25 protein-coding genes, 1 tRNA gene and 1 pseudogene are annotated in these 26,877 nt (G+C 63.3%); 8 read left to right on the plus strand and 19 right to left on the minus strand.

Annotated elements, in window-relative coordinates; all coding sequences use genetic code 11:
- Window positions 1-325 precede the first annotated feature (325 nt).
- Both ACODS1_RS12745 and ACODS1_RS12750 read left to right on the plus strand, forming a co-directional pair.
- Window positions 326-598 (plus strand): annotated as a pseudogene (locus tag ACODS1_RS12745) (methyl-accepting chemotaxis protein); the annotation flags it as partial.
- Between the two features lie 27 nt (window positions 599-625).
- On the plus strand, window positions 626-991 hold the full coding sequence (locus tag ACODS1_RS12750; RefSeq protein WP_489086001.1) for a CZB domain-containing protein: 366 nt from the start codon (window positions 626-628) through the stop codon (window positions 989-991).
- Between the two features lie 169 nt (window positions 992-1,160).
- Here ACODS1_RS12750 and gabT read toward each other — a convergent pair whose 3' ends face one another.
- Together gabT and gabD are read right to left on the minus strand one after the other, a co-directional pair.
- Window positions 1,161-2,441, minus strand: coding sequence for a 4-aminobutyrate--2-oxoglutarate transaminase (gene gabT / locus ACODS1_RS12755; protein ID WP_489085940.1), 1,281 nt, complete (start codon window positions 2,439-2,441; stop codon window positions 1,161-1,163).
- A 252-nt stretch (window positions 2,442-2,693) separates the two neighbouring features.
- Entirely contained in the window at window positions 2,694-4,145 is a 1,452-nt protein-coding gene (gene gabD, locus ACODS1_RS12760) for an NADP-dependent succinate-semialdehyde dehydrogenase (RefSeq protein WP_322979554.1), read from the minus strand.
- A gap of 340 nt (window positions 4,146-4,485) precedes the next feature.
- Here gabD and ACODS1_RS12765 point away from each other — a divergent pair.
- From ACODS1_RS12765 to ACODS1_RS12775, 3 genes are all read left to right on the plus strand, one after another.
- A tRNA-Arg gene (locus tag ACODS1_RS12765) sits at window positions 4,486-4,562 on the plus strand.
- Window positions 4,563-4,670: 108 nt separating this feature from the next.
- Window positions 4,671-4,865, plus strand: coding sequence for a hypothetical protein (locus ACODS1_RS12770; RefSeq protein WP_322979555.1), 195 nt, complete (start codon window positions 4,671-4,673; stop codon window positions 4,863-4,865).
- Between the two features lie 60 nt (window positions 4,866-4,925).
- Complete coding sequence (locus ACODS1_RS12775; RefSeq protein WP_489085941.1) at window positions 4,926-5,201, plus strand: hypothetical protein; 276 nt, start codon at window positions 4,926-4,928, stop codon at window positions 5,199-5,201.
- A gap of 20 nt (window positions 5,202-5,221) precedes the next feature.
- Here the strand turns inward: ACODS1_RS12775 and ACODS1_RS12780 are convergent, their stop codons facing one another.
- The 3 genes from ACODS1_RS12780 to ACODS1_RS12790 all read right to left on the minus strand — a co-directional run bounded on the left by ACODS1_RS12780 (window position 5,222) and on the right by ACODS1_RS12790 (window position 8,592).
- Window positions 5,222-5,521 carry a YceK/YidQ family lipoprotein gene (locus ACODS1_RS12780; RefSeq protein ID WP_489085942.1) on the minus strand — a complete coding sequence of 100 codons (300 nt, stop codon included), beginning with the start codon at window positions 5,519-5,521 and terminating at the stop codon, window positions 5,222-5,224.
- Window positions 5,522-5,819: 298 nt separating this feature from the next.
- The gene (locus ACODS1_RS12785; protein ID WP_489085943.1) at window positions 5,820-7,403 is read right to left on the minus strand and encodes an aldehyde dehydrogenase (NADP(+)); all 1,584 of its coding nucleotides are present in this window, start codon (window positions 7,401-7,403) and stop codon (window positions 5,820-5,822) included.
- Window positions 7,404-7,599: 196 nt separating this feature from the next.
- Window positions 7,600-8,592 carry an AraC family transcriptional regulator gene (locus ACODS1_RS12790; protein WP_489085944.1) on the minus strand — a complete coding sequence of 331 codons (993 nt, stop codon included), beginning with the start codon at window positions 8,590-8,592 and terminating at the stop codon, window positions 7,600-7,602.
- 406 nt (window positions 8,593-8,998) lie between these two features.
- Between ACODS1_RS12790 and ACODS1_RS12795 the strand changes: the two genes are divergently transcribed.
- Both ACODS1_RS12795 and ACODS1_RS12800 read left to right on the plus strand, forming a co-directional pair.
- Window positions 8,999-9,796, plus strand: coding sequence for an EAL domain-containing protein (locus ACODS1_RS12795; RefSeq protein ID WP_489085945.1), 798 nt, complete (start codon window positions 8,999-9,001; stop codon window positions 9,794-9,796).
- A 55-nt stretch (window positions 9,797-9,851) separates the two neighbouring features.
- Window positions 9,852-11,477, plus strand: a complete 1,626-nt coding sequence (locus ACODS1_RS12800; RefSeq protein ID WP_489085946.1) for a methyl-accepting chemotaxis protein — start codon at window positions 9,852-9,854, stop codon at window positions 11,475-11,477.
- 9 nt (window positions 11,478-11,486) lie between these two features.
- On the opposite strand, the gene ACODS1_RS12805 is transcribed toward ACODS1_RS12800, so the two are convergent.
- Entirely contained in the window at window positions 11,487-12,092 is a 606-nt protein-coding gene (locus ACODS1_RS12805; RefSeq protein WP_489085947.1) for a glutathione S-transferase, read from the minus strand.
- 168 nt (window positions 12,093-12,260) lie between these two features.
- On the opposite strand from ACODS1_RS12805, the gene ACODS1_RS12810 reads away from it, so the two are divergent.
- Complete coding sequence (locus ACODS1_RS12810; RefSeq protein ID WP_489085948.1) at window positions 12,261-13,172, plus strand: LysR family transcriptional regulator; 912 nt, start codon at window positions 12,261-12,263, stop codon at window positions 13,170-13,172.
- A 66-nt stretch (window positions 13,173-13,238) separates the two neighbouring features.
- On the opposite strand, the gene ACODS1_RS12815 is transcribed toward ACODS1_RS12810, so the two are convergent.
- The 13 genes from ACODS1_RS12815 to dctP form a co-directional block, all read right to left on the minus strand.
- A complete protein-coding gene (locus ACODS1_RS12815; protein ID WP_489085949.1) occupies window positions 13,239-14,741 on the minus strand; it encodes a tripartite tricarboxylate transporter permease in 1,503 nt (500 codons plus the stop codon).
- 11 nt (window positions 14,742-14,752) lie between these two features.
- The gene (locus ACODS1_RS12820) at window positions 14,753-15,196 is read right to left on the minus strand and encodes a tripartite tricarboxylate transporter TctB family protein (RefSeq protein WP_489085950.1); all 444 of its coding nucleotides are present in this window, start codon (window positions 15,194-15,196) and stop codon (window positions 14,753-14,755) included.
- A gap of 55 nt (window positions 15,197-15,251) precedes the next feature.
- Window positions 15,252-16,232: a Bug family tripartite tricarboxylate transporter substrate binding protein gene (locus ACODS1_RS12825; RefSeq protein ID WP_489085951.1), complete on the minus strand. Its 981-nt coding sequence runs from the start codon at window positions 16,230-16,232 to the stop codon at window positions 15,252-15,254.
- 587 nt (window positions 16,233-16,819) lie between these two features.
- Complete coding sequence (locus tag ACODS1_RS12830) at window positions 16,820-17,620, minus strand: amidohydrolase family protein (protein WP_489085952.1); 801 nt, start codon at window positions 17,618-17,620, stop codon at window positions 16,820-16,822.
- Between the two features lie 2 nt (window positions 17,621-17,622).
- Window positions 17,623-19,107, minus strand: coding sequence for a tripartite tricarboxylate transporter permease (locus ACODS1_RS12835; protein WP_489085953.1), 1,485 nt, complete (start codon window positions 19,105-19,107; stop codon window positions 17,623-17,625).
- Window positions 19,108-19,122: 15 nt separating this feature from the next.
- Entirely contained in the window at window positions 19,123-19,599 is a 477-nt protein-coding gene (locus tag ACODS1_RS12840) for a tripartite tricarboxylate transporter TctB family protein (protein WP_489085954.1), read from the minus strand.
- Window positions 19,596-20,567 (minus strand): tripartite tricarboxylate transporter substrate binding protein, encoded by a 972-nt coding sequence (locus tag ACODS1_RS12845; RefSeq protein WP_489085955.1) that lies wholly within the window; start codon window positions 20,565-20,567, stop codon window positions 19,596-19,598. Before ACODS1_RS12845 ends, ACODS1_RS12840 begins: the two co-directional genes overlap by 4 nt.
- A 57-nt stretch (window positions 20,568-20,624) precedes the next feature.
- Window positions 20,625-21,605, minus strand: coding sequence for a hydroxyacid dehydrogenase (locus ACODS1_RS12850; protein ID WP_489085956.1), 981 nt, complete (start codon window positions 21,603-21,605; stop codon window positions 20,625-20,627).
- Between the two features lie 313 nt (window positions 21,606-21,918).
- Window positions 21,919-22,623, minus strand: coding sequence for an IclR family transcriptional regulator (locus tag ACODS1_RS12855; RefSeq protein WP_489085957.1), 705 nt, complete (start codon window positions 22,621-22,623; stop codon window positions 21,919-21,921).
- Between the two features lie 145 nt (window positions 22,624-22,768).
- Complete coding sequence (locus tag ACODS1_RS12860) at window positions 22,769-23,707, minus strand: SMP-30/gluconolactonase/LRE family protein (RefSeq protein WP_489085958.1); 939 nt, start codon at window positions 23,705-23,707, stop codon at window positions 22,769-22,771.
- Window positions 23,708-23,710: 3 nt separating this feature from the next.
- The gene (locus ACODS1_RS12865) at window positions 23,711-25,006 is read right to left on the minus strand and encodes a TRAP transporter large permease (protein WP_489085959.1); all 1,296 of its coding nucleotides are present in this window, start codon (window positions 25,004-25,006) and stop codon (window positions 23,711-23,713) included.
- The gene (locus ACODS1_RS12870) at window positions 25,006-25,527 is read right to left on the minus strand and encodes a TRAP transporter small permease (protein ID WP_489085960.1); all 522 of its coding nucleotides are present in this window, start codon (window positions 25,525-25,527) and stop codon (window positions 25,006-25,008) included. Before ACODS1_RS12870 ends, ACODS1_RS12865 begins: the two co-directional genes overlap by 1 nt.
- Before the next feature lie 15 nt (window positions 25,528-25,542).
- Window positions 25,543-26,529 (minus strand): TRAP transporter substrate-binding protein DctP, encoded by a 987-nt coding sequence (gene dctP, locus ACODS1_RS12875; RefSeq protein ID WP_489085961.1) that lies wholly within the window; start codon window positions 26,527-26,529, stop codon window positions 25,543-25,545.
- Window positions 26,530-26,877 lie beyond the last annotated feature (348 nt).

A 26,877-nucleotide genomic window follows, 5' to 3' on the forward strand; every position in this document is an offset into this window, starting at 1 on the left:
GGAGGATGCCCGCGAACTGCTGCGCCAGACGCAGCAGGAGCAGCATCAACTCAACGCCATGAGCCGCTTTCGCGAGCAGCTGCAGGGCGAACTGAACAACTTCCAGGACTCGCTCTCGGCTACCCGTGATGGCGTGGTCGCACAAGCGGAACAACTGCGTGTCGAAGTCGAAAAGCAGCGTGAGCACCAGGGCGTGTTCCTGCAGACCTCGACCCTGCTCGCCGGCTTTTCCAGCGCCCTCGGCGGTATGTCCGAGCAGGGCGTGCAGAGCGTACAGAGTGTCGAGCTGCTGCAAGGACGGGTCAGCGACATCAGCCGTATCGTCGAGCTGATCAAGGCCATTTCCGACCAGACCAACCTGCTGGCCCTCAACGCTGCCATCGAGGCTGCCCGCGCAGGCGAGCAGGGGCGTGGTTTTGCCGTGGTCGCCGATGAGGTGCGCGCCCTGGCGCAGCGCACCCACCAGGCCACCCAGGAAATCAGCCAGCTCGTTGCCAGCATCAATCAGGAAACCGAGCGCGCCAGCGGTGCCATCGGCCAACTGTCCAGCGAGGCCTCACGGCTATCCGGTGACGTATCGCAGTCGGCCAGCACCCTGGATCGAATGGTCGAGCTGGGCGAGCACATGAATGCCCTGATCGAGCGCATTGCCCTGGGCTCCTTCTGCGAAGCGGTCAAGCTTGACCACCTGCTGTTCAAGTTCGAGGTTTATCAACGCCTACAGCGCCAGGACAGCAATACCGAGCTGGCCAATCACCAGAGCTGCCGCCTGGGCCGCTGGTATCAGGATGGCGAAACCATCGCCCGCTACGGCAAGACGCGCGGCTACCAGCAACTGGAAGCGCCGCATCGCCAGGTGCACGAGGCCGCCCACGAAGCCCTGCATGCCGCGCAGAAGCAGGATTGGGCGCGCACCCTGCAGGCCGTGGCGCAGATGGAGCGCGCCAGCCATGACGTAAACCAGCAGCTCGACTCGTTGAGTCGCGGCTAAAGCCCCTCCCACAGGCTGCAGTCGTGTAGGGCGGGTGCAATCTGCCTTGAAGGAACTGGCGGGTTTCACCCGCCCTACCCCAGCCGGCAGGCAAAAAAAGACCCGCACGCGGCGGGTCTCAGGTGCGCCCGGCCTGGTGAGCCACGGGCGCAGGTACAGCAGGAACGACTCAGGCCAGTTCGTCGAAGCACTCGGCGACGATGGCGATGCCTTTTTCCAGTTGCGCGTCAGGAATGGTGACGGGCATCAGGAAGCGGATGACGTTGTAGTAGGTGCCGCACGACAGCAGGATCAGACCTTTCTCGCGCGCCTTGGCGACGATCTTGCCGACCAGCTCCGCAGCCGGCTTGCTGTGGTCACCGCCCTCGAACAGCTCGATGGCGACCATCGAACCCAGACCACGCACGTCACCGATCACCTTGTGCCTCTCGGCGATCTTGTTCAGGCCGGCTTTGAGCTTCTCGCCGACGGCGTTGGAGCGCGCCAGCAGGTTCTCTTCGTCGAACACCTTGAGTACGGCCAGGGCCGCAGCACAGGCGATCGGGCTGCCGGCATAGGTGCCGCCCAGACCACCGGGGGCGATCTTGTCCATGATCTCGGCCTTGCCGCATACGCCGGAGATCGGGAAGCCGCCGCCAACGGACTTGGCGAAGGTGGTCAGATCCGGCACCACGCCCAGTTGCTCGGTGGCGAAGAAGGTGCCGGTACGGCCAGCGCCGGTCTGCACTTCGTCAGCGATCAGGAGGATACCGTGCTGGTCGCACAGGGCACGCAGGCGCTGCATGAAGGCCGGGGAGTTGACGTAGAAACCGCCCTCGCCCTGCACCGGCTCGATGATGATCGCGGCGATGTCCTGCGGCTGCGCGTCGTTCTTGAAGATGCGCTCGATGCTGGCGATGGACTCGTCCTCGCTCACACCGTGCAGCGGGCATGGCGCCTGGGCGCGGTACACGCCAGCGGGCATCAGGCCCATGCCGGCGGAGTACGGTACGACCTTGCCAGTCAGCGACAGGGTCATCATGGTGCGGCCGTGGTAGGCGCCGGTGAAGGCGATCACGCCGGCACGGCCAGTGGCGGCACGGGCGATCTTCACGGCGTTCTCGACGGCTTCGGAGCCGGAGGTGACCAGCAGGGTCTTCTTGGCGAAGTCGCCCGGTACGCGCTTGGCGATTTCTTCGCACAGCTCGATGTAGGGCTCGTAGGCCAGCACCTGGAAGCAGGTGTGGGTCAGCTTGGTCAGCTGCTCCTGAACGGCGGCGATCACCTTCGGATGCAGGTGGCCGGTGTTCAGTACGGCGATGCCGCCGGCGAAGTCGATGTACTCGCGGCCTTCGACGTCCCACACGGTGGCGTTCTCGGCGCGCTCGGCGACGATCGGGTGGATCTGGCCGACACCGCGCGGTACGGCGGCCTGGCGGCGTTGCAGCAGGGATTCGTTGGTCTTGCTCATGGTGTCCTCATGGCCGTCATCGGGCGGCTCGGTTGCAAGGAAATGCCTCTGGAGGTGGTTCGCCGCAGCATACGATGATCGACTGCGTCGGGCCGCCGGAGGCGGGGGAAATTCGGGCTCGCTACGTTAAACGCTAGGCGCGTCGCGAGCGATGGCCGGGCTAGGCGGCGCAAGCGGGAAAAGCGGAGTTGGCTGTAGCCAATGAGCATTTTCCCGTTTGCGCCAACGACGTCCGGCCGAGTGCAGCAGCGACTAGATGCCGCCCAGGCACATGTACTTGATCTCGAGATAGTCCTCGATCCCGTACTTGGAGCCTTCGCGGCCGAGGCCGGAAGCCTTCACACCGCCGAACGGCGCGACTTCGTTGGAGATCAGGCCGGTGTTGATACCCACCATGCCGTACTCCAGCGCTTCGGCCACGCGGAACACGCGGCCCAGGTCACGGGCGTAGAAGTAGGAGGCCAGGCCGAACTCGGTATCGTTGGCCATGGCGATCACTTCAGCCTCGTCCTTGAAGCGGAACAGCGGCGCCAGCGGGCCGAAGGTCTCTTCCTTGGCCACGGCGGCGGTTTTCGGTACGTCGAGCAGAATGGTCGGCTCGAAGAAGGTGCCACCGAGCGCGTGCGGCTTGCCGCCCAGGGCCAGCTTGGCGCCTTTGCCCACGGCGTCCTCGATGTGCTCCTGCACCTTGGCCACGGCCTTGCTGTCGATCAGCGGGCCGGTGGTGGTGCCATCTTCCAGACCATTACCGATCTTCAGCTTGGATACAGCGGCGATCAGCTTCTCGGCGAAGGCGTCGTAGACACCGTCCTGCACATAGATACGGTTGGCGCAGACGCAGGTCTGGCCGTTGTTGCGGTACTTGGAAATCAGCGCGCCTTCGACGGCAGCGTCCAGATCGGCGTCATCGAAGACGATGAACGGCGCGTTGCCGCCCAGCTCCAGCGACACCTTCTTGATGTCCTGAGCGCATTCGGCCATCAACTGGCGACCGATCTCGGTCGAGCCAGTGAAGGACAGCTTGCGCACGATGGGGTTGCTGGTCAGCTCGCCACCCACTTCGCCGGCGCTGCCGGTGACCACGCTCAGCACACCTTTCGGAATGCCGGCACGCTCGGCCAGCTCGACCAGGGCCAGGGCGGAGAACGGAGTCTGCGAGGCCGGCTTGATCACCATGGTGCAGCCGGCAGCCAGGGCCGGGCCGGCCTTGCGGGTGATCATCGCAGCGGGGAAGTTCCACGGGGTGATGGCCGCGGTGACACCAATCGGCTGCTTGATCACGATCAGGCGCTTGTCCGGCTGGTGACCCGGAATCACGTCACCGTAGACGCGCTTGGCTTCCTCGGCGAACCACTCGATGAAGGAAGCGGCATAAGCGATCTCGCCCTTGGCTTCGGTCAGCGGCTTGCCCTGCTCCAGGGTCATCAGGCGGCCCAGGTCATCCTGGTTCTCCATCAGCAGCTCGAACCAGCGACGCAGCTTGTTCGCGCGCTCCTTGGCGGTCAGCGCACGCCAGGCCGGCAGCGCCTTCTCGGCGGCTTCGACGGCACGGCGGGTTTCCGCACGGCCCATCTTCGGCACGTGGCCGATGATCTCGCCGGTCGCCGGGTTGTTCACGGCGATGGTCTGGCCGCTGTCGGCGTCCAGCCACTGGCCGTCGATATAAGCCTGCTGGCGGAACAGTTGGGCGTCTTTCAGTTGCATGGCAGTCTCCTTCGGATTCCGACGCCCAGGCGTCGGGGTGGAGTCATGGACACGAACCACGCCGCGCGAACAGCACGGCATGGGCCTGGTAAAGAGTTAAGAGCCGCTGATTGGCGAAGGGTTCGGGATGACCGAACACTGCGTTTGAAATCTCAAACGAATCCTAGGAGCGCGCCAGGTAAAGGGCAATAGCCGAAGGGGCTAAATCGACGAAAGAATGACAAAAAACTTGCTCAGGGGGCTCTGAGCAAGCTCAAAAGTGTAAAGTGCGTTCGGAATAATGCACATCCATGCACGATGGACGCTAAGCGCCCAGATGCGTATCATTGCGACCCGCAACGCACTCGTAGCTCAGCTGGATAGAGTACTGCCCTCCGAAGGCAGGGGTCGTGGGTTCGAATCCCGCCGAGTGCGCCATTTTAAAAGCCCGCCACTGTGCGGGCTTTTTCGTTTCCGTGCGTCCGTTACGACTTACTCTGTGCGTTCTGAGCTTTTGGTATTGCAGCCCGGCAACGGAGGGGACGCATGGACATTCTGCCGCTGATCGCCATCGCATTCGTGGTGCTTTCCATCTATTCGTGGCAACGCTCACGGCCCAAGCCACGCGCGGGCAAAAGGAGGAGCAACGGCCTGAGCGGACAGGATTCCAGCCCTGGGTTCGGTGACGGGGGCTTCGACTCGGGAGGCGGGGGAGATGGTGGCGGTGGAGGCGGCGATTGAGCCGCAAAGCACAAGGCCCAGGTATCGAACCGGAGTCTTGTGCATCATCGAGGCTACTAGTTGACCATCCGCGCCGGGGCGTTTGCAGGCAGGCTAGAGATCCCTGGAATGATCATCCTCGCGGCGATCTTCGCCAAACCTGCGCCGCAGTCAGCGGCGAATATCACCGATGATCATGAAGATGGCACCCATGACGGTGAGCGCAACGAAGGCAAACACGAACTGGGCCAGCAATTCCGTTGCAGTCGCGGCAAGACGCCGATTGCCATATTCGAAACTGGCCAGCGCCAGGTCGTGAAACCCCAGGATCAGCAGTACGGGAAGAACGGCCCTTAATACTCGCAGACTGGCAGGACTCATCGTTTTGCCTCGTAGATATCACGGGGCAGCATGGCGGTATCGACGACGAAATCCACGGGCATCGAAAAAACCGTCAACACCGGGCAGGCTATCGATGCCCAGCACCAGAGCGTGGCGGGGAAGTAGCCGCGATTGACGTCATCGGAGCCGAACAGCAGGCCAAAGTCGTAGGCAGTGCCGGAATAGTAATCGGGGCCGTAAAAGCCGCCGGACGATCGCCCGAACAGTGTGCCGCAGCCAGGCAGTGCGCTCACCAGAACGGCCAGCGCAGAGATTCGATAAATACGGTTGAGCATGAAATCCTTTTCCATTCGAGGCCGTCATGGCCGCGAAGCAGAGTACGCATCTGCAAGCCAGGCCACAATCTCGACTACTGCTTCCAAACTTGAAGACGCGACCAGAATCACTCCCAGCTTCAGCACCTTCACGGTAGCCGCCAGCCACTTGCCGCAGCAATCGCGTCCGGGAGCTGTGGTCAAGATGGTCATTCAGACGGTTGAAAAAGCCCAGGCAGTTGCCAAGCATGGTTGCATGCCACCCAAACAAAAATGCCGCACCCTCACGGGCACGGCATTTTTCGTTGCAGCGCTCGGATCAGCTCAGCGCATCACGGCTGTGCACGCCGTCGACCAGACGCTGAATACCCAGCGGGTTGGCGTTTTGCAGCGCCTCCGGCAGTACCTCGTCCGGGTAGTTCTGGTAGCAGACCGGGCGCAGGAAACGGTGGATCGCCAGGGTGCCGACCGACGTGCCGCGAGCGTCGGAAGTCGCCGGGTACGGGCCGCCATGCACCATGGAGTCGCAGACTTCAACGCCAGTCGGGTAGCCATTGAGCAGCACACGGCCGGCTTTGACTTCCAGCAGCGGCAGCAGGTCGCGGAAGGCGCTCAGGTCCTCGCGCTCGGCGATCAGGGTCGCGGTCAGCTGGCCGTGCATGCTCTGCAGGGCACGGGTCAGCTCGGCACTGTCGGCGACTTCGACGACGATGCTGGTCGGGCCGAAAACTTCTTCCTGCAGCAAGTGGTCGCCTTCGAGCAGCATGCTCACGTCAGCCTTGAACAGCTGCGGCTGCGCCTGGTTGCCGGCCTGCTCGTTGCCTGCCAGGTGGCTGACTTTTGCATGGCCTTTGAGCTGCGCGACGCCGCTGGTGTAGCTGCGCAGGGTGCCGGCGTTGAGCATGGTCTGCGCCGGTTGCGCGCCGATGGCATCGGCCAGGCCGGCGACGAACTCGCTGAACTCTGCGCTGCGAATGCCGATGATCAGGCCCGGGTTGGTGCAGAACTGGCCGCAACCCAGTACCACTGAACCCGCCAGTTCCTTGGCCACGGTGGCGCCACGCGCTTTCAGGGCGCCCGGCAGGACGATCACCGGGTTGACGCTGGACATCTCGGCGAACACCGGGATCGGCTGCGGACGGGCAGCGGCCATGTCGCACAGGGCGCGACCGCCTTTCAGCGAACCGGTGAAGCCGACAGCCTGGATGGCCGGGTGCTTGACCAGAATCTCGCCGACGCCACCGCCGAAGATCATGTTGAACACGCCCTTGGGCATGCCGGTTTTCTCGGCGGCGCGAATCACTGCGTCAGCCACGCACTCGGCAGTGGCCATGTGGCCGCTGTGCGCCTTGAACACCACCGGGCAACCGGCAGCCAGAGCCGAGGCGGTATCGCCACCCGCAGTGGAGAAGGCCAGCGGGAAGTTGCTGGCACCGAACACGGCGACCGGGCCGACGCCGATCTGGTACTGACGCAGATCCGGGCGCGGCAGCGGCTGGCGATCCGGCAGGGCGCGGTCGATCCGTGCACCGTAGAAGTCACCACGACGCAGCACCTTGGCGAACAGGCGCATCTGACCACTTGTACGACCACGCTCACCCTGGATGCGGGCAGCAGGCAGGGCGGTTTCGCGGCAGACCAGGGCCACGAAGTCGTCACCGAGGGCGTCGATTTCGTCGGCGATGGCCTCGAGGAACTCGGCACGACGCACGGCCGACAGATTGCGGTAGATCGGGTAAGCGGCAGCAGCAGCCTGGGCGGCAGCGTCGACTTCTTCCGGCGTGGCCTGGATGAAAGTGTACGGCAGCGCTTCACCGCTGCTGGCGTCGAGGCTCTTATGCTCGACGGTGCCGGCGGCGCGGCGCTCACCGCCGATGTAATTGTGGCCAGTCAGACTCAGCATGGCGTTCTCCTGTCAGTGCATGGCGGGCAAGGCGCCATCGGGACAATGAATGAGGCCCGGCTGCAGGGCCGGGGTTCACAACCGCCTGCGCAGTTGTAGGATGTATGATAAGTGACAACAATACATTTGTCCTGCTTACCGTCCAACAACCGGAGAATGCGACCCGAGATGGCGATCAGGAACTGACCGCCCGCCCCTACGGCTCGCTGCGATAGTGCAGCGGCGCCATGCCGAACCAGCGCATGCAGGCCTTGTGGAAGCTGCTCTGATCACGAAAGCCGAGCTGCGCCGAGATGTACTTCAGGCTGCGCGTGCTGTTGCGCAGCAAGCTGGCGGCCTGACTTCGCCGGGCGCCGTCGAGCAGGCGCGTGAAATTCACCGCGTCACGCGTGAGGCCATGCTGCAGACTGCGCTTGCTCATGCCGAGCTGATCCGCCACCTCGCTGAGACCAGGGCTGATACCGAGACTGAGCTGCGCGCTGAGCACTCGGCGCACTCGCGCCTCAAGCGAACCGTCAACCTGCTCGTCCAGCCAGGTTTTGGCGTACTCCAGGTGCAGGGGATGCAAGGCCTCCGCCGCCGTAGGCAAGGGGATGTCACCATCGGTCAGGCTGAAGGTCATGCAGTTGCGCGGCGCGCCAAAACGCAGGTTGTCGCCGAACAGCCGGCGCAACTGTCGCGTGTCTTCGGGCTGCGCATAAGTCAGCTCCAGTCGCAGCGGCAAGGGCCGTTCGAACGGCGCCAGCCAATGCACCGCGCCAAGTGCCAGCGCCGCACCGGCGTCGATGAAGGCACGAGGCGCCTGCCCACCGACCGCACCGATCTCAAGCCCGACCAGTCGCAGCCCATCGGCGTCCTGCTCGAGAAAGAGGTGCGAGCCGTCGCTGGTCAGCGGGTGATAATCGACCATGTGCTGCAACGCCTGCCCCAGGGTCGGGCTGGACATCATGGCGTAACTCTTCACTCCCAGTACGCAGGGGTGGAAGTGTTCATAAGCGCGCAAGCCCATGTCCGCATCGCCGCTCGTGGCCACCAACTGCTCCAGCAAGCGATAGACCTGCAACACAGGCGTCGGCGCATCTCCCGCGAGTAGCTGGGCGAAGCCGGACAGGCCTTCTTCGGGCAACGCACCCTGACCGACGAAGGCCTTGATCAGGATGCGAAAGCAGGCGCTGGTAATCGAATGCATCGATGTTCTCTCGTGCGTTGGTCGGGTAGCGCGTGATGACTGAGTGCCAGTGCCCACGGACATGCGATTGGTTTCCGGGAACACTTCCCACCGCAGCGCGCCGATGGGACGATAACCGCCGTAGGCCTGGCGTCAGCTTTACGTCGTCAATAATACCACCGAGCTCCGCTCTCGCCGGCAGCCGGCGCGGCCCGTCCAGTCAGGCCACACGCCTCTGAAGCAAGCCTGACCGACCACTAGCGATGCAAACGGCATCGCAATTCTCCACACCCTGTTTAACCCGCCATTAGCAGGAGTGCTTGTCTCCCGCCGATGCGGTCGTTGCTTTACTCGACAATGGCCTCACCAAAGGAAAGAAAATGATGTACGGCCAAGCGAAACGCCTGATCTGCCGCCGGGAACCGGCATGAACCGTAGCTCCATGCTCATGCCGCCCATTACCGTTGGCTCACTGGACGATCTCCAGCGTGCCCACGTGTTCTACGACGAACTGCAGCGCGGGCACTTCTGCCTGGCGTTCCAGGCGGTAGTCGCGACGCATGACCCCGAGCGGATCCTCTATCGGGAAAGCCTGTTACGCCATGAAAACGGCGGCTTGGGCTTCAACCCCTTCCCGCTGCTCGAACGCCTGCACGTTATCCGCCCCCTCGACCACCGTGTGCTGAACACCATGATCGGCCTGCTGCAGGCTCATCCCGGACTGACCCTGGGCTGCAACATTTCGGCCCTGAGCACCATCATGGATAAGGACTGGGACAGCACGCTCGAGGTGCTGGCTGGCGATCAGTCCGTTGCCCGGCGCCTGGTCGTGGAGATCACCGAAAGCACCGTACCGCCCTGCCATAACAGCGCCGTCGAGCTGGTCACGCATCTGCGCAACAGCGGTTGCCAGGTGGCGGTAGACGACTTCGGCTCGGGCTTCGGGACACTGTCTTTCATCCAGCAAAGCCAGCCGGACATCATCAAGATCGACCAGAGCTACATCCAGCGCGCCCGCACCAATGCGCAGGGCGAACTCACCCTCAAGTACCTGCTGGAACTGTGCAAGACGCTGGCCCCTTGCGTGATCGTCGAAGGCATCGAAACCGAAGAAGACCTGCAACGCGCCCAAAGCCTCGGCAGCGAATGGCTGCAGGGTTATCTGTTCGGTCGTCCAGGCTTCGCCCTCGCCGACCTGCCCGGCATTCAACGGGTATCCGCTTGATCATCACGCTCTTCACGCTGTGCCGGATGGCGCGGCGCTCTTTTATGAGGTTGGTATGTTGTTGAGAAAACTCAGGATCGGCACGCGGGCGGCGGCGAGCTTCGCCCTCCTGGCCGTGCTGGTATTACTGCTGGGCGGCATCACCTTGACGCAGATGAAGCGTATGGACGTCGCGTCCGACGACGTCGCAACGAACTGGTTGCCGGCCATACTGGCCCTCGAAGACATAAGCATGAACATGTCCCGGGTCCGCGCCTTGACTCTGCGCACTCATATCATCCGCGATGCCCAGCAACGGGCCGCCGATCAGGCGAAAATAGAAGAGTGCAAGCATCTCCTTGAGCAAGCCGAGCAGGCCTATGTCGCGCTGATCAATTCAGACGAAGAGCAGCATGTCTACGAGCGTTTTCGGGAAGAGCGCGAACGCTACATGAACACGCAGATGCAGGTCATGAATGCGATGAGCGTGGGCGATGAAGCTCAGGTTCAACAACTGGTCGCAGGCGACTTGAGCGCGCATGCCAATGCCGTCGTCGTCGCCTTGCAGGCCTTGGTAAGGCAGAACGAGAAAGGCGCCAAGCTGGCTGCTAGCGAAAGCAAGTCAGCCTACAGCAACGCCAACGAGGTGGTGCTGATCGCTCTTGTAGCCGCCATCGTCAGTACCATCGGCCTGGCTGTGCTGCTCACCCGTAGCATCACCCAGCCACTGGCTCAGGCCATCAGCATCGCACGGGACATTTCCGCCGGTGACCTCAGCCACGACTTCTCTGCCCAGGGCGCGGATGAACCGGCGCAGTTGCTCCAGGCACTCGACACCATGCGCCACAACCTGCGCGATACCCTGCAACAGGTCGCCGATTCCTCCAGCCTGCTGGCGTCCTCGTCCGAGGAGCTGCACGCAGTCACCGAAGACGGCAGACGTGGCCTGTGTCAGCAGAATGCCGAGATCGAGCAGGCCGTCACCGCCGTGACCGAGATGACCGCAGCGGTGGAGGAAGTCGCACGCAACGCCGTGAGCACTTCGCAGGCCACACGCGATACCGATGAAAGTGCGCGCCACGGACATGCCCAGGTCGGCCGGACGATCGATTCGATCCGCCTGCTGACGGCGGACATCGGCAGCGCGGGTGAAGAGGTCGGCCTGCTTGCGAGCAACGTGCGCAATATCGGTCAGGTGGTCAACGTGATCCGCGCCATCGCCGACCAGACCAACCTGCTGGCGCTCAACGCCGCCATCGAAGCGGCGCGTGCCGGCGAGCAGGGCCGTGGCTTTGCCGTGGTAGCCGACGAAGTCCGCGCGCTGGCCCAGCGTACCCAGCAGTCCACGGGTGAGATCGAGCAGATGATCAGCGCCATTCAGACGGAAACCGAGCAGGCCGTGGCCACCATGAACGCCAGCCGGGAGCGCGCCGACTCAACCCTGGAACTGGCCCAATCGGCCGGCGAAGCGCTGGACAGCATCACCGAGGCCATCGCCACCATCAATGAGCGCAACCTGGTCATCGCCAGCGCATCGGAACAGCAGGCGCAGGTGGCGCGAGAAGTTGACCACAGCCTGGTCAATATCCGTGACCTGTCGCTGCAGAGCTCTGCCGGTGCAGACCAGACCAACGCGGCGAGCCAGGAGCTTTCACGCCTGGCCGTGGCGCTCAGCACACTGCTGACGCGCTTCCGTCTTTGAGCCTGTGATTCACACCGGCGCACTGGCCTGCATCGAGGGGCGCTGGGCGAAGGCCTGCTGGAATGCTGCCAGGCCAGGATGAGTGGTACGCCAATCGAGGTCGGCAAAGCGGAAATCCAGGTAACCCAGGGCACAGGCGACACCGACCTGTGCCAGATCGAGCGGGCCGTGTAGCTGGTCGATCTGGCGCTCCAGTTCCGCCAGCGCCCGCTGCACCTTGCCCAGTTGGCCGTCCAGCCAGGCTGGCCATTGCAGTTCGGCTGGTCGCACGCCGCGCTCATAGCGCGCCAGCAGGGCGGCGTCCATCAGGCCGTCGGCCAGAGCCGCCAGACGCAGTACCGGCCAGCGCGCGGCACCATCCGGTAGTAGCTTCGTACCTTGATGCTGGGTATCGAGGTATTCGCAGATCACCCGGCTGTCATAGAGCACCTCACCGTCATCGGTCAGCAGTACCGGAATCTTGCCCAGCGGATTGAGCGCGTTGACCCGTTCGTTCAGCGTGGTCGGCAGCACGGCGGTATCGAGCAGTTCGATGCGCGCCAGCAAGCCGGTTTCGGCGGCCAGCACGCGAACCTTGCGCGCAAAGGGTGAAGCGGCGGCGTAGATCAATTGCATGGAAGCTCCCTTGAGCACGTGAAGATGGGACGAAGCACCGCACTACAGCACAGTTCTTCCGCCAAGGTCATCCGCACTATCTGGGAATGCCCGCAAAGTCGCACGTCGATACACCGCTCATTCCTGCAGATGCGGCACAATCGGCCATCGCTGGAAAAGGACAGGCCGATGCTGATCGATGAAGAACTGACGCTGAAAAAACTGGAGGTCTTTCTCGCCTTCATGCGCAGCGGCAACCTGGCGCGTGCCGCCAGCGAGCTGCAGACCAGCAATGTCAGCGTGCACCGCGCCATCCACTCGCTGGAGAGTGCGCTGCGCTGCCCGCTGTTCAAGCACGAGGGGCGCAACCTGATCCCGCTGGAAAGCGCCTATGTGCTGGAAGAGAAAGCACAGAAACTGATCCAGGATGCCCAGGAAATGGTGCGCCTGACCCGCGAGGCGGCCGGCTTCGGTGCCGAGCGTTTCAAGCTCGGCGCGCTCTATTCGCTGACGGTGAAGACCGTACCGCAACTGATCATGGGCCTGAAGCTGCGCCGCAGCGAGCTGAACATCGACCTGGTACTCGGCTCCAACGTCGACCTGCTGTACAAGCTGAAGAATATGGAGCTGGACGCCATCCTGATTGCCCTCGACGACAGCGTCAGCGACCCAGACTGCGAGCAACTGGCGCTGTTCTCCGATGATATCTTTCTCGCCGCGCCCAACGACTCGCCCTTCGCCGAGCACACCGAGGTGGATCTGGCTGACCTGCGCGACTCCACATTCATCACTCTGACCCAGGGCTACGCCACCTTCCGCGATGGCGCGCGGGTATTCCAGCAGGCCGGTTTCGAACCGAAGGTGGCGATGCAGGTGAAGGACATCTTCACCCTGCTGAGCATGGTCAGCTCCGGCGTCGGCTACGCCCTGCTGCCAGGGCGAGTGGCGGCGGTGTACGAGAACCGGGTGAAGCTGATTCCGCTGCAGGCCAAGTACCACCTGCAGCAGCATATCGGCGTGGTGTTCCTCAAGGCCAAGGAGCGCGACCCCAACTTGCTGGCGCTATTGGCCGAGTGCCGGATGTACAGCCGGCAGTCGTGAAGGCATGAAGCGGGCAAACCCCAGGTGACAATGCCCCCCCCAGGGCACGACCTCGCCGAACGCCACTCAGGCCGGCTTGGGCTTGCGCAAGGTCGTTAGCAGCGGGCGCAAGCCAAGCAGCAACACCAGCACGGTAAAGGCCAGTACGGTGGCGCTGATCGGCCGCTCGACGAAGGTCATGAAGTCGCCACGCGACAGCAGCATGGCACGGCGGAAATGCTCCTCCATCATCGGCCCGAGCACGAAGCCCAGCAGCAGCGGTGCGGCGGGGAAGCCAAGCACGCGCATGGCGTAGCCGAAGGCGCCGAACAGGGTCACCACCAGCACGTCGAAGGCGCTGTGGTTGACGCTGTAGGTGCCGATGCAGACGAACATCAGCACCGCCGGGAACAGCAGATGGTACGGCACCATCAGCAGGCGCACCCACAGGCCGATCAGCGGCACGTTGAGGATCACCAGCAGCAGGTTGCCGATCCAGAAGCTGATCACCAGGCCCCAGAACAGCGAGGGCTGTTCTGCCATCAACTGCGGGCCAGGGGCTATGCCGTGGATCATCAAAGCTCCGAGCATCAGCGCCATGGTCGCGCTACCGGGAATGCCCAGCGCCAGAGTAGGGATGAACGCGGTCTGATCGGCAGCGTTGTTGGCCGACTCCGGCGCGACGATACCCTCGATGGCGCCCTTGCCGAAACGCTCTGGCTCGCGTGCAAGACGACGCTCGGTAGCATAGGCGAGAAACGCCGCGATGGACGGGCCGGTGCCTGGCAGGGTGCCGAAGAACGAACCGATGCTCGAACCACGCAGCATCGGCCACCAGGAGCGCTTGAGGTCGTCACGGGTGGGCTTCATCGCTGCCAGGCGCAGTGAGCTACGGTCGACCTGCCCCCCATCGACCTTGCCGATGCTGGCGATCACCTCGGCCACGCCAAACAGGCCCATGGCCAGGGCTACCAGGTTGATGCCGTCGGCCAGGTCGAGCACGCCGAAATCGAAACGCCGCGTGCCGGTATAGATATCGCTGCCCACGGTGCCGAACAGGATGCCGAAGGCCACCATGATCAAGCCCTTGAGCAGCGAGCCGCCGGAAATGTTCGAAGCCGCGACCAGACCTAGCAGCATCAGCGCGAAATACTCCGCCGAGGAGAAGCTCAGCGCGTAGTGGCTGATGGTCGAGGCCAAGCTCATCAGCAGGATGATGCCGAACGAGCCACCGAAGAACGACGCCACGGTGGTCATCAACAGCGCCACGCCGCCACGTCCTTGCTGCGCCATCGGATAGCCGTCAAGGCAGGTCACCGCACTGGACGGAGTGCCCGGCACGTTGAGCAGGATCGAGGCTGTGCTGCCGCCGTAGCTGGTGCCGTACCAGATCCCGGCGAGCATGATCAGCGCGGCGGTAGGCTCCAAGTGGAAAGTCATCGGGAACAGCATGGAAATGGCCGCCAACACACCGATGCCCGGGATGACCCCGAGCAAGGTGCCCATGAACACCCCGACGAAGCAGTAGAACAGGTTGTACCAGGAGAAGGCGGTCTCCATGCCGATCAGCAGATTGTCAGCGAAGGACATGCCGACACCTCTCAGAACAGGTCGAAATTCATATCCAGCGCGAGCTGGAAGATCAGGTAGGCGAGCAGCGCCAGCGCGACGGCTAGCAGCAACGCTTGTTTCGCACGGGTCTTGCGGTCAGCCATGGCGGAAATCAGCACCACGCCGAGCACGGCCGGGATCAGTCCGGAAAAAGTCACCGCGACGGCGAAGAAACCGATGGCCCCGAGCACCAACAGTGCCGGGCGCCACTGCACCGCCATACCCTCACGCAGACCCGGACGCCACCAGGCGAACAAGGCCAGCAGCGCGCCGAGCACAGCAAGAACGCTGCCCATGGCCACCGGGAACATGCCCGGCCCCATGCGCTGAATGCTGCCGATGCTGTAATGGTTGACCGCATAGAGCGCGATCACCAAGCCGAACACCGCAATCAGCAGGCCGCTGATCGCGTCCTGATAGTTACGCTGTGACATTGCGAACTCCTCGGGAGGCCGGGCGCGATGCACACCGCACCCGGCAACTGCAGCCTTAGTTGACGGTGGCGCCGGAAACCTTGATCACGTCGTGCCAGCGCTCGATTTCCTGGGTCAACAGGTTGGTGAAGTAGGCGCTGTCTTCGTTGAGCACCGTGCTGCCTTCAGCTTCCATGGCCTGACGCACCTTGTCCGAATTCAGTGCTTCGTTGATCACCCTGTTGAGCTGGGCGACGCGCTCGTCGGAAAGCCCGGCCGGGCCGACCACGGCTTTCCAGTCGGCGGTCTCGAAACCGGCGAAACCGCTTTCGGCCACGGTCGGCACGTCCGCCAGGATCGGGCTGCGCTGCGCCGAGGTGACGGCCAGCGGCCGCAGCGAACCGGAGCGGATGTGCGGCAGTACACTGGGCATGCTGCCGATGTAGATGTCGACCACGCCCCCCATCACATCACTGATGGCCTGGGCGATGCCTGGGTACGGCACGTGGGTCAGCTCGATGCCGGCCTTGCTTTGCAGCAGCTCCAGCGACAGATGCGCCACGGTGCCCGAGCCGGGTGTGCCGAACAGCAGACGGCCTGGTTCGGCCTTGGCATCGGCGAGAAAGCTGGGCAGGTCTTTGATCGGCGAGTCGCTGCGGGTGACGATGACCATGGGCTGGGTGGAGATCACCGCGATCTGGCGGAAGTCCTTCAGCGGATCGTAAGGGATGTCCTTGTACAGGCTCGGATTGACCGCCAGGTTGGAGGTCTGACCGATGGCCAGATTGAGGCCATCGGCCTTGGCCCGGGCCAGCTGTGCCAGACCGATGTTGCCGCCAGCGCCCGGACGGTTCTCGACCACGAAGGTCCAGCCGGTGCTTTCGCTGATCTGCTGGGTCAGCTGACGCGCGGAGATGTCAGTGCCACCACCTGGCGGGAACGGCACGATGAAATCGATATTGCCCCGCGGATAGTCATCCGCGTAAGCCGGGAGCGTCGACATGGCCAGAGCGAACAGGGCACTGGCCGTTAGCTTTCTTGTGATTTTGCCGATCATGGGGCGATCCTCGTTGGGGCTTCCTGATAGCCGTGGCAATGACTGCCTCGGCCCTTTTTCTCTACGCAAAGGCGGCTCGGTAAAACCCGGGCACACCGTTCTGACGACCGGCAGGCAGGCCGATCAGATCGTCAAATAGCAGGAGACAGGCGCCAGCCGGGCAGCGGCAGACGCAGACTGCGGCGCAAGGCAGCAGACACATGAGGAGTGGGGCTGACAGCACGGCGCAGGAGCGCCAATGGACAGCGGGCAAGGCTGCAGCCAGGCGCCCGCCAGGGAAATGCTTCGACTCATGGTGCGGACCTTGTTGTTCTATTTCACCAGGGGCAGACCGGGCCTGCCGCGAATAGGCTGAAGCCTATCATAAAGAAATGTCATTTCAATAATGCCATTCCTGTTTTGTCACGGCCGCGACCACAGGAAAACCCTTTCAAAGCACATCGATCACTAAAAAAAGCGCAATAACGCTAATTAAATGCTTTATTCCGGAAAAGTCAGCAGATTTTGGATGGAAGAAAACCAGACCCCATCCAGGCGGCCCAGACCTCAAAATCCTAAAATAAGAATATCGTTCTATTAATTAAAATCTAGAAACGATAAAGCCGGGCCGGGTTGTCCACCAGACAGGCCTGCAGCTGGCGGCTATCCAGCTCGCGCTGCAGGAACGCCAGCATGTCCGCCGAGCGGGGCAACGGCTCGGCTGTCATCACGTGCGGCCAGTCGCTACCCCAGAGGCAGCGTTCGGTGTAGTGCGTGAGCAGATAGCGCAGTGGCGCAGCAAGATCGTCATAGCGACCGGGCTGGCGGCTGACTCGGGTCGGCGCCAGCTTGACCCACACCCGCCCACTGTCGAGCAGGCGGCTCAGACCAGCCAGATCCTCGGCACTCCCCGGGGCGACATGGCCGCAGTGATCAAGCACCAGCGCCTGCCCTGCCGGCAGTTCGCCGAGCAGTGCCAGCAGCGCTGCATAGCGTTGCGGCTCGGTGTTCAGCTCGACATGCCAGTCCTGCTCGGCTGCCCGCGCGGCCAGCGTCGGCAGCCGCAGCAGGTCGTTGATACCGAGGCGAGTGCGATCCTGAATGCGGATTGCGCGCACGCCGGCAGCGGCCAGTTCAGCGAGGTTCTGGCTGTGCTCGTCGATCATCACCACGCCGCGCAGCTCGATATCCGTGACACTAAGCAGCACCTCGAGCAGATGGCCGTTGTCGCTGCCATCGATCGACGCCTGCACTAGCACTGCGCGGTGCATGCCCTCGACCTGCGCCTCCTGACGGAACGCCTCGATGCTCTTGCGCGGCGGCTGATAGCTGGCCTCGGTATAGTCACGGGTCGGCGAGAACACATGGATATGGCAATCACATATCGGCGCTACAACGGGCAGGCGCATGGTCAGACTCCGCGACGCGCCTGGCGCAGGCGCTGCCAGGCCGCCACGAGCATGCACAGCAGGGTCACTCCGAGCAGTGCCAGGACGATGGGCGAATTGAGGAAGATGTCGGCACTGCCACCTCCTGCCAGCAACGCCTGGCGCAGGCTCTGCTCCAGTGGCTGCCCGAGAATCAGGCCGATCAACAGCGGCGGCAGCGGGAAACCGGCACGGCGCAGGGTAAAGCCGACACCACCCGCAGCGAGCATGACGCCAACGTCGAACAGGCTGTTGTTCACCGAATATGCGCCGAACAGCGAAAGAATAGCGATCAGCGGATAGAGGTGGCGCGCCTGAATACGGATCACGTGCACCGCGCCACGGAACATGGCCAGGCCGAAGATCACGCAAGGGATCGACAGCAGGATCAGCGCCAGGAAGATCGCGTAGACCTCCACACCATGGTCACGGAACAGGAACGGCCCAGGGGTCAGACCCTGCAACATGAAGGCACCGAGGATCACGGCGGTCACCGCATCACCGGGAATGCCCAGCGCCAGGGTCGGCACCAGCGCTCCGCCGGTCACGGCGTTGTTGGCAGCTTCCGGCGCGGCCACACCTTCGACTTCACCCTTGCCGAAGGCCTCCTTGCGTAACGAACGCGAGCGCGCCAGGTTATAGCTGACGAAGGCCGGCACGGTGGAGCCGATGCCCGGCAGAATGCCGACGAAGGTACCGATCAGCGACGACAACAGCAGCGTGCTGCGCATCCGCCACATGGCCACAAAGCCTACCTTGCCACTGTCCACCGCCACCGGATCGGCCTGCAGCAGCTCGCCACGACGACGGTCGAAGACCTGTTGCAGCACTTCGGACATGGCAAACAGGCCGATCAGCACTGGAATCAACTGCAGACCATCCTCGGCTGAGAAGCTGCCGAAGGTGAAGCGCGGCAGGCCCTCGATGGGGTCGAGACCTACGATGCCAGCGGCGATGCCGACCAGCACCATGATCGCCGAATCGAGCCTCGAGCCACCGCCGAAGAGGACGATGATCGACAGCGCGAAGAACATCAGCGCGGCCATCTGCGCCGGGCCGAAGTCCAAGGCGAAGGCGGCCAGCGGCTGCGCCAGGAGAACCAGCACCATACAACTGAACAGGTTGCCGAACACGCTGGCATACAGCGCCACGCGCAGCGCCTCACCGGCACGCCCCTGGCGCGCCATGGGGTAACCGTCGATCACGGTCGCGGCCGATGAAGGCGTACCCGGCACGCCGAGCAGAATGGCGGAGATAGAACCGCCGAAGATCGCGCCCTGGTATACCCCCAGCAGCAGGATGATCGCCGGAACTGGCGACATACCGAAGGTCACCGGAATCAGCAGGGCGATGGCCATGGTCGGGCCAAGACCCGGAATGGCACCGATGATGATGCCGACGACCACACCACAGACAGCCGCGACCAGCACCCATATATCGAACAATGCATAAAAGGCTTCGAGAAGCATGGCAGGCTCCGCCAGTCAGGGAAGAGGAATGTTCAATGCGTAGCGCGCACCAAACGTGACCAACGCGGCCACCGCCAACGGCAGGAGCAGGCCGAGCAGCAGCCGCCGCTCACCCAGCACCCAGGCCAGCAGCACACCGACCGCCGCCGCACAGAGCAGAAAGCCCAGCGCATCCATGAACAGCACAGCAGCGGCGATCAGCAGGCCGATCAGCAGCACACGCGCCCAATCCAGCAGCGAACCGGGCGCATCCTCCAGACTGCCTCGCCGCACCCACAGGCGCAGGCCGCAAGCCAGCGCCAGCAAGCCGAGAACCAGGCGCGGGAAGAACCGCGCATCCGGGCCGCTGTCACCGAAGTCGAACACCAGCACCTGACTCTGCAGGGCGAGCAGGCCGACCAGCGCCAGCAAAAGTAGGAATGTGACAGCCATACTCTGCAGGCCGAAACGCCGTGGGCTGGCAGCCGCGCCGCCGGATAGCTTGGCACTCATCGTTTCAGCTCCTCGGCCAGGTTGCGGTAGACCACCAGATTGCGCTTGATCACTTCATCCATCTGCGCGCCAGACATGATTCGCACCGGCTGGCTGAGCTTGTCCATGTCTCGAGCGAAAGCCTCCGAGCCTGCCGCTTCGGCGAACGCCGCACGCAGACGCTCGACGCGTTCGGCGGGCACGCCACGCGGCACCATCAGGCCGACGATGGAGGGGAACTCGATGGCGTAGCCGGCTTCGGTCAGGGTTTGCACCTGCGGGAAATCCGGATCGCGACTGTCATCGAGGACGCCGAGTAGTCGCAGACGCTCACTCCTGACCATATCGCGATAGGCGGGCACCAGGGCAATGTCGATATGCCCGCCGAGCAACGCCGCCGTCACGCTGGATGCACTGCTGAAGGGCACGTGCTGCAGGTCTGCATGGGTTTTGCGTGCCAGCGCGGTGAAGGTCAGCCGCGGGCCACTCAGAGCACCAGCAGTGCCGTAGGTCAGGCGCTTGCCCGAAGCCGCCGCACGGATCAGCTCATCCAGCGAGTGATAAGGACTGTCGGCCCGCACCAGCACACCATGATAGGGGCCGGAATAGTTCATCAACGAGGTGAAGTCGGCGATCGGGTCATAGCCGACAGGGCGCAGCGCCGGGGTCACGAACAAAGGCGACGAGGTGGTGGCGATCAGCGCGTAGCCATCGGGTTTGGCCGCCACCAGCGCGCGCATGGCATTGATGCCACCGCCACCAGGACGGTTTTCCACCACCACCGGCTGCCCCAGCAGCGGCTCGGCCAGCGCCGCCAGGCGCCGGGCGGAAATATCCGTGGTGCCGCCCGCGCCATAAGGCACGATCAGCGAAATGGCGCGGCTCGGATAATCAGCGGCGCTGGCCATGGATACGACACTCCACAGCAGCACGGCCATGAGGGCACGAAGCCCCTGGCGAAGCATGTCGCCGGCAAGTAGCACAGTCATGGGTTTTCCCTTGTTGTTATTGTGGGAACGGGCGCCAGTGGCGGCGCCCGGCTTGTATCAGGCGTCCGGCAGCAGGTGGCGGTTGACCACGCAGCGCGGCTCCAGTGCCTCGCCAGCCCAGTGGGCGACGATCTGCTGCACCGCCAGCAAGCCGACACGATCCTGCGACTCCTGGGTATTGGCGCCCACGTGCGGGGTCGCTACCAGATTGTCCAGCGACCACAGCTCACTGTCTGCCGCCGGCGGCTCCTGCTCGAAGGTGTCCAGCCCGGCCCCGCCGATCTCCCCAGCACGCAGCGCGGTGATCAGCGCCTGGCTGTCGATCAGTTCACCACGCGCCGTATTGACCAGGATGCTCTTGGGCTTCATCCGCTTGAGCTGCTCGGCGCCGATCAGGTGGCGGTTATCGGCGGTCAGCGGACAGTGCAGGCTAATGACGTCGCACTCTTCGAGCAGGCGCTGGAAGTCGCTTTCACGGCTGACGTTGTCACGCTCGGGCAAGTTCTTAAGGTAGGGATCGAAGATACGCACCTGCATCTTCAGTGGCGCTACCAGATCGAGCAGGATCCCACCAATCGAACCCAGACCGACCAGGCCCAGGGTCTTGCCGGACAGCTCCACACCCTTGGCGGTGGCCTTGTCCCAGTGCCCCGCACGCATGCGCCCATCCAACCAGGCCACCTGACGGGCCACGGCGAACATCAACGAGAAAGCATGCTCGGCTACCGACTGCGCATTGGCAGCCAGGGCGATGGTCACCGGGATATTGCGCTCGGCAGCAGCCTGGATGTCGATGGTGTCGTAGCCCACGCCATGCTTGGCGATGATCTTCAGATCGGGCGCGGCCTCGATCAGCTCACGGCCGAACTTGCCCTGACGAACGATGGCCGCACCGGGTTTTTCGGCAGCGATGATGGCGAGGAGTTCGTCGAGCGGCGCATAGGGACGGGTCGGGATGACCTTGACGCCCTGTTCGACGGCGAACGCCATGGCAGATGGCGACAGCGCCGGGCCTGTGACCAGGATGCTTCGATTCATGGTGCGTACCTTGTTCTTTTATGTTCACCAACGGCAGGGCGACCCCACCGGAGCTAAAAGAAGACTACCATAAAGAAACGGCATTTCAAAAATACGAATCTACATAAAAAAATAACGCCAGAAAACTCGCAAAAACTGCGTAAGCTCGACAAAAGAACGGATATTCAGCAAGAAAGGTCGATGCCTTTTGCAAAAAAGAAATGGCGTTTCTAAAAAAGCAATGGCATGAGTCTGGAGGCCTATGGATCATCGACCACGGATGAGGTGCGCGGCCGGCCAGCCTGACCAACGCACCGTGACAGCTCAGCAGGCCTCAGCCCCAGGCGAACTCGGCCTTGCATCCCAGGCTGCGCGCCAGATCGGACGCAGACTTGCAGAACGTCTCGCGCAGAATGCCGGCACGCTCGGCGGTGAGCCGGCTGGCAGGCCCGGAGATCATCAGCGCACCGACCATCTCATCACCCGCACCGAAGATCGGCAGCGCCATGGCCGCCGCATGAGGGTCGGTGACCCCGCTGGAATAGAACGGCTCGGTGAGGCTCCGCGCCTTGTCGATGCTGGTTCGCAGCGCCTGGGCGCCGGCAGCATTGTCCATTGGCCGCATGTCACCGGGCTGCAGGTGCAGACGCAGACGATGCGGGGAGTTGACCCGATACTGGCACAGGCGATAGGCGCCATGGCGCACATAGAGGGAGGCCGTTTCGCCGGTCTCATCGGTAAGCGCCTGCAGCACTGGCATGACATGGCGCTCCAGATCGAGGGCATCCTGATAGACGGCATTGAGGCGCATCACTTCGCTGGCGAGCTGGTAACGGCCGTCTGCCATGCGATTGATCAGACCGAAGGTTTCCAGCGACACCGTCAGACGCATGATGGTGCTTTTGTTCAAGCCGGTACGCTCGGCCAGCTCAACCAGCCCCAAGGAAACATCACCCACCTGAAATGCCGTCAACACGGTCAGAACGCGGTCGGCCGAAGCAACGCCACTGACAGCCGGGCGGGGGCGTGTTTTGATCATCGAGAAATCCTCATCGACAGACGGTTATCGGTTTGCCAGGCATTATCGAGTCCCGGCAACCCGATGCGCCAGACTTGTGGCGAGTTGCATACAAATGAGGAGCGCACCGACGCCAAGGGCGGCGGTGCACGCGTGCTTCGATTGCCTAACGACGCCCCCAGCCCGAGGCCATCGGATGTCCGGCCACCGGCAACTCGGCGCGCAGAATCGAGCCCGAGTCGGATTCGGTAATGTACAAGGTGCGCCCGTGCGCCCCGCCGAACGCGCAGTTGGTGGTGCCCAGCCCCTTGGGCGAACGCACTACAGCGATCGGAATACCGAGGGCATCATGCACCCACACCAGGCCCATACCGGTCTGACAGACCACCACGCCATTGTCGCACGTCAGCGACAGACCATCTGGGCCGGCACGGCCGCCAGAAAATTGTAGGAACAGCCCGGCCTTGACTACCCGCTGGCTCTGCGAAAGTGGCAGTCGCCAGACCGCATTGGCCCGAGTCACCGCGACATACAGGGTGTGGCCGGCCGTATCCAGCACCAGCCCGTTGGGGCTCGGCACCTTGTCGATCAGGCAATCCAGGCGGCCGCTGTCGGGATACCAGCGATAGACACGGCCACTGGGATCCTGCAGGCCGGTCTGCCCCTGATCGGTGAAATACAGCGCACCATCAGGGCCAAAGTGCAGATCGTTGCAGCCCTTGAAGCCTTCGGTGTCGGCATCACCGAGCGCGGTCTCGACCCGGCCGCTGGCCGGGTCGAGGGTCATGATGCCGTTGCGGAAGTCGGCGATGAAGATGCGCCCCTGGGCGTCGATCTTCAGGCCGTTGGGCTGGCCGTCATACTCGGCCATCAGCTCGACCTCACCGGCTGGCGAGGCGCGAAAGATACGCCCGAAGGGGATATCGACGAACCACAGGTTGCCCTGCAGATCGAACGACGGCCCCTCGATGAAGCTATCGACCGGCGCACCGCGGCGGTTCTTGTCCGCCCAGTAGGATCGCGCGCCGGGCCGGCGCAGCGAAGCGGGTAGCTGGGTGAATACCTCGGCCTCGATCAGCAGCGGATCGGGATGGGGAAATGCCATGATTCAACCTCCAGCAGTCAGATTGGGCAGCCACAGGGCAATGTCGGGCAGGCCTATAAGCAGCAGCAGGAAGGCCAGGATGATGGCGAAGAACGGCAGTACGCCCATCACCACGTCCTCCACCCTGGTTTCGGAGTCCGAGCCGGCCACCACGAATAGAATTACCCCCAGTGGCGGCGTCAGTTGACCCAGCTCCACCAGCACGACGACGAAGATGCCGAACCAGATGGGATCCACGCCCAAGGCCATCAGGGTCGGGAAGATGACCGGCACGATGATCGCGATCATCCCCAGGCCTTCCATGAAACAGCCGAGAATGGCGAACACCAGCATCAGGATCAGCAGCAAGCCGACCTTGGACAACCCGGCATGCGCCACCCAGTCGACGAGGCTCTCGCCCACCCCGGAAAGCGCCGTGGCATAGGCGAAAATCATCGAGACGAACACGATGAACAGCACGTTGCCGCTCATCAGCAGAGTGCGCGAGATGGCCGAGCGCAGCATGGCCAGATTCAGCCGGCGGTACAGCGCCGCGATCAGCATCGCCCCAACCACGCCCAGCGCACCAGCCTCGGTCGGCGTAGCCAGGCCGCTGTAGATGCTGCCGAGAATCATCAGGATCAAAAGACCGAAGGGGAACACGTCGCCCAGCGCCAGCAGGTAGTCCCGCAGCGAGCGCTGCTGGGTATCACGTGGCACCAGATCCTTGTCGATCAGTGCACGAGCCATGATCAACAGGCTGTAGCAGGCGCCGAGCAGGATGCCTGGCAGCAGACCGGCAGCGAACAGCTTGGCGATCGAGGTTTCGGTGAAAGTGGCATAGATGATCATGGTGATCGACGGTGGGATGAGAATTCCCAGAGTGCCACCGGCAGCCAGCGAGCCTGCCACCAAGCGTCGGTCGTAGCCTCGAGCGGAGAGTGCAGGCAGGGCCACAGTGGACATGGCCGCCGCGGTCGGCGCACTGCCGCCGGCCACCGCTGCAAACACGCCGCTGCCGACGATATTAGTGTGCAGAAGGCCGCCAGGCAGGCGCTTCACGAACGGCGCGATGCCGTTGTACAGACGGCCACTGAGGCCACTGGCCAGGAGAATCTCGGCCATGAAGATGAACAGCGGAATGGCCGCCAAGGTGAAGCTGTTGGCAGAACCCCAACTGACCAGGCCGAGCGCCTTCCAGCCGGCCACGCCCTTGAGCAGGAACAGGTAGATCAGCGCCGCGGCGCCCACCGCAAACTGCACCCACAGACCGCCGACAATCAGCACCAGCAAAGCGATGAAAGCAATGGCAGCATCCATCAGTCAGCCCTCTTGCCGCACAACGTGACGATCAGGTGTTCGATGATGAAAATGGCGATCATCGACAGGCCCAGCGGCACCAGTAGCTGCGGTATCCATAGTGGTGTCATCAGCGTGGTCGGTGCAACGTTGCCGCGCGCATAGGAACTCAGCACCAGCTTGCCGGTCTGCCAGATCAACACCCCGCACACCCCCAGCGCCACCAGTTGGAACAGCAGGTTGAGCATGCGCTGCAGGCCGGCCGGCAGCGTATGCAGGACAAAGCCGACCTGGAACAGGCTGTTGCTGCGCAGGCTGAGGCTGGCGCCGAACAGGGTGAGGCTGACGACGAGATAACCCGCCAGTTCTTCCACGACCTTCAAGGAGTGGTTGAAGAACGAGCGCGAAACAATCTCAGCGCACACCATCAGCACCAGCACAATCAACGCCAGGCCTGTAGTGCCACGCACCAGCGCCGCCATTGCGTCGAATAGGCGGCCCGCCGAAACCGGCCGGCCTGCATGCAGTTCTACTTCGCTCATCGTCGGCTCCGGGGCTTACTTGCCGAGGGCTTGCAGAACTTCGCCGAGCACTTTTTCGTAATCCGGGCCTGCGCTCCTGGCCCATTCGCGCCAGAACGGCGCCAGCTTCTGCTGGGCGGCAGCGATAGTCGCGGCATCGACCTCGACGATCTTCATCCCGGCCTTGGCCTGGTTCTGCTTCTGTACCTCTTCGTCTTCGACGAAGCCCTGATCGATCTTGACGATTTCATCGCGGACGATGGCATCGAGCTTGTCACGGGTGTCGTCAGACAGATCTTCGTAGGCATCCTGGTTGGCGATCAGCGCACTGAAGGCGTAGTTGACCGGCAAGCGGTAGTTGTTAGGCAGAAACTCGTGCCAGTTCTTCGCGCCCCCCGCGCTGGCCGTCAGTACGCCGTCGATCACGCCGCGCTCCAGCGCGCTGGGCACGTCGGTGCCGGCCAGGGTAATGGCCGAGCCACCGAAGGCTTCGACGAAAGCACCCTGCTCTGGCGAGGTGACACGGATCTTGCGCCCGGCCAGGTCGTTCACCGAATACATCGCGAAGCGGGTGAACAGTGTCTGTTGCGGGTATCGATAGCTGCCCAGGTAAGTCACGCCCTGCTTGGCGAAGCCCTCCTTGAGGTAGGGCTGCATGACCGTGTAGGCCTTATCCCACTCCTCGGCGTTATTGATCAGCATCGGCAGGTTGAGGATGCGCGCGATCTGCACGTTACCGGAGAAGAACAGGTCGGCTGCGAAGTCGACGATGCCGTCACCGGCGGCCTGGGTGATATCCGTGGAGGAAATCTGCAGGGTCTTGCCCAGATGCAGGGTGATCTTCAGGTCACCATCGGTTTCCTTGTCGATGCGCTGGGAAATCCGCTCCATGCCCTGCACGGCGGCAGTGGTGGAGACGGCGGAATAGGTGTAGCCGGTCCAGCTGGCGGCATGCGCTACACCGGCAGCGGCGCTACCGATCAATACCAGACTGGAAAGCAGATAGCGTTTGGCGAATCCCATGATCAGTTCCTCGTGACAACGTCTGTATGGCCCGGGCCTGACGAGTTGCCGATGCGCCACGCAGGGCCCGACAACCGCGTAAAGCCGTCTTGTTGTAATCGAACGGGGTCAGTGTCCTGCGCAGAGTGCGCGCTTGATGGGGCGCTGCGGCAGGCATGAGAGCGACGCGCCAGACCGCTCACGACGCGACGCTGCGCGTCGAGCGGTAACGGCCAGAGGCTCGTTGGCAATGATGTCAAGGCGCTCGTCGAGCGACGAAAAGGGGCGTAGCGGAGGGCTCTCAATGGCCTGCTCAGCAGCAGGAGGCATGGCTGAGGGGGCTGGCGCCGAGCCCGCTGCCAGGATGCT

This window comes from Pseudomonas sp. FG29, from assembly GCF_057809355.1.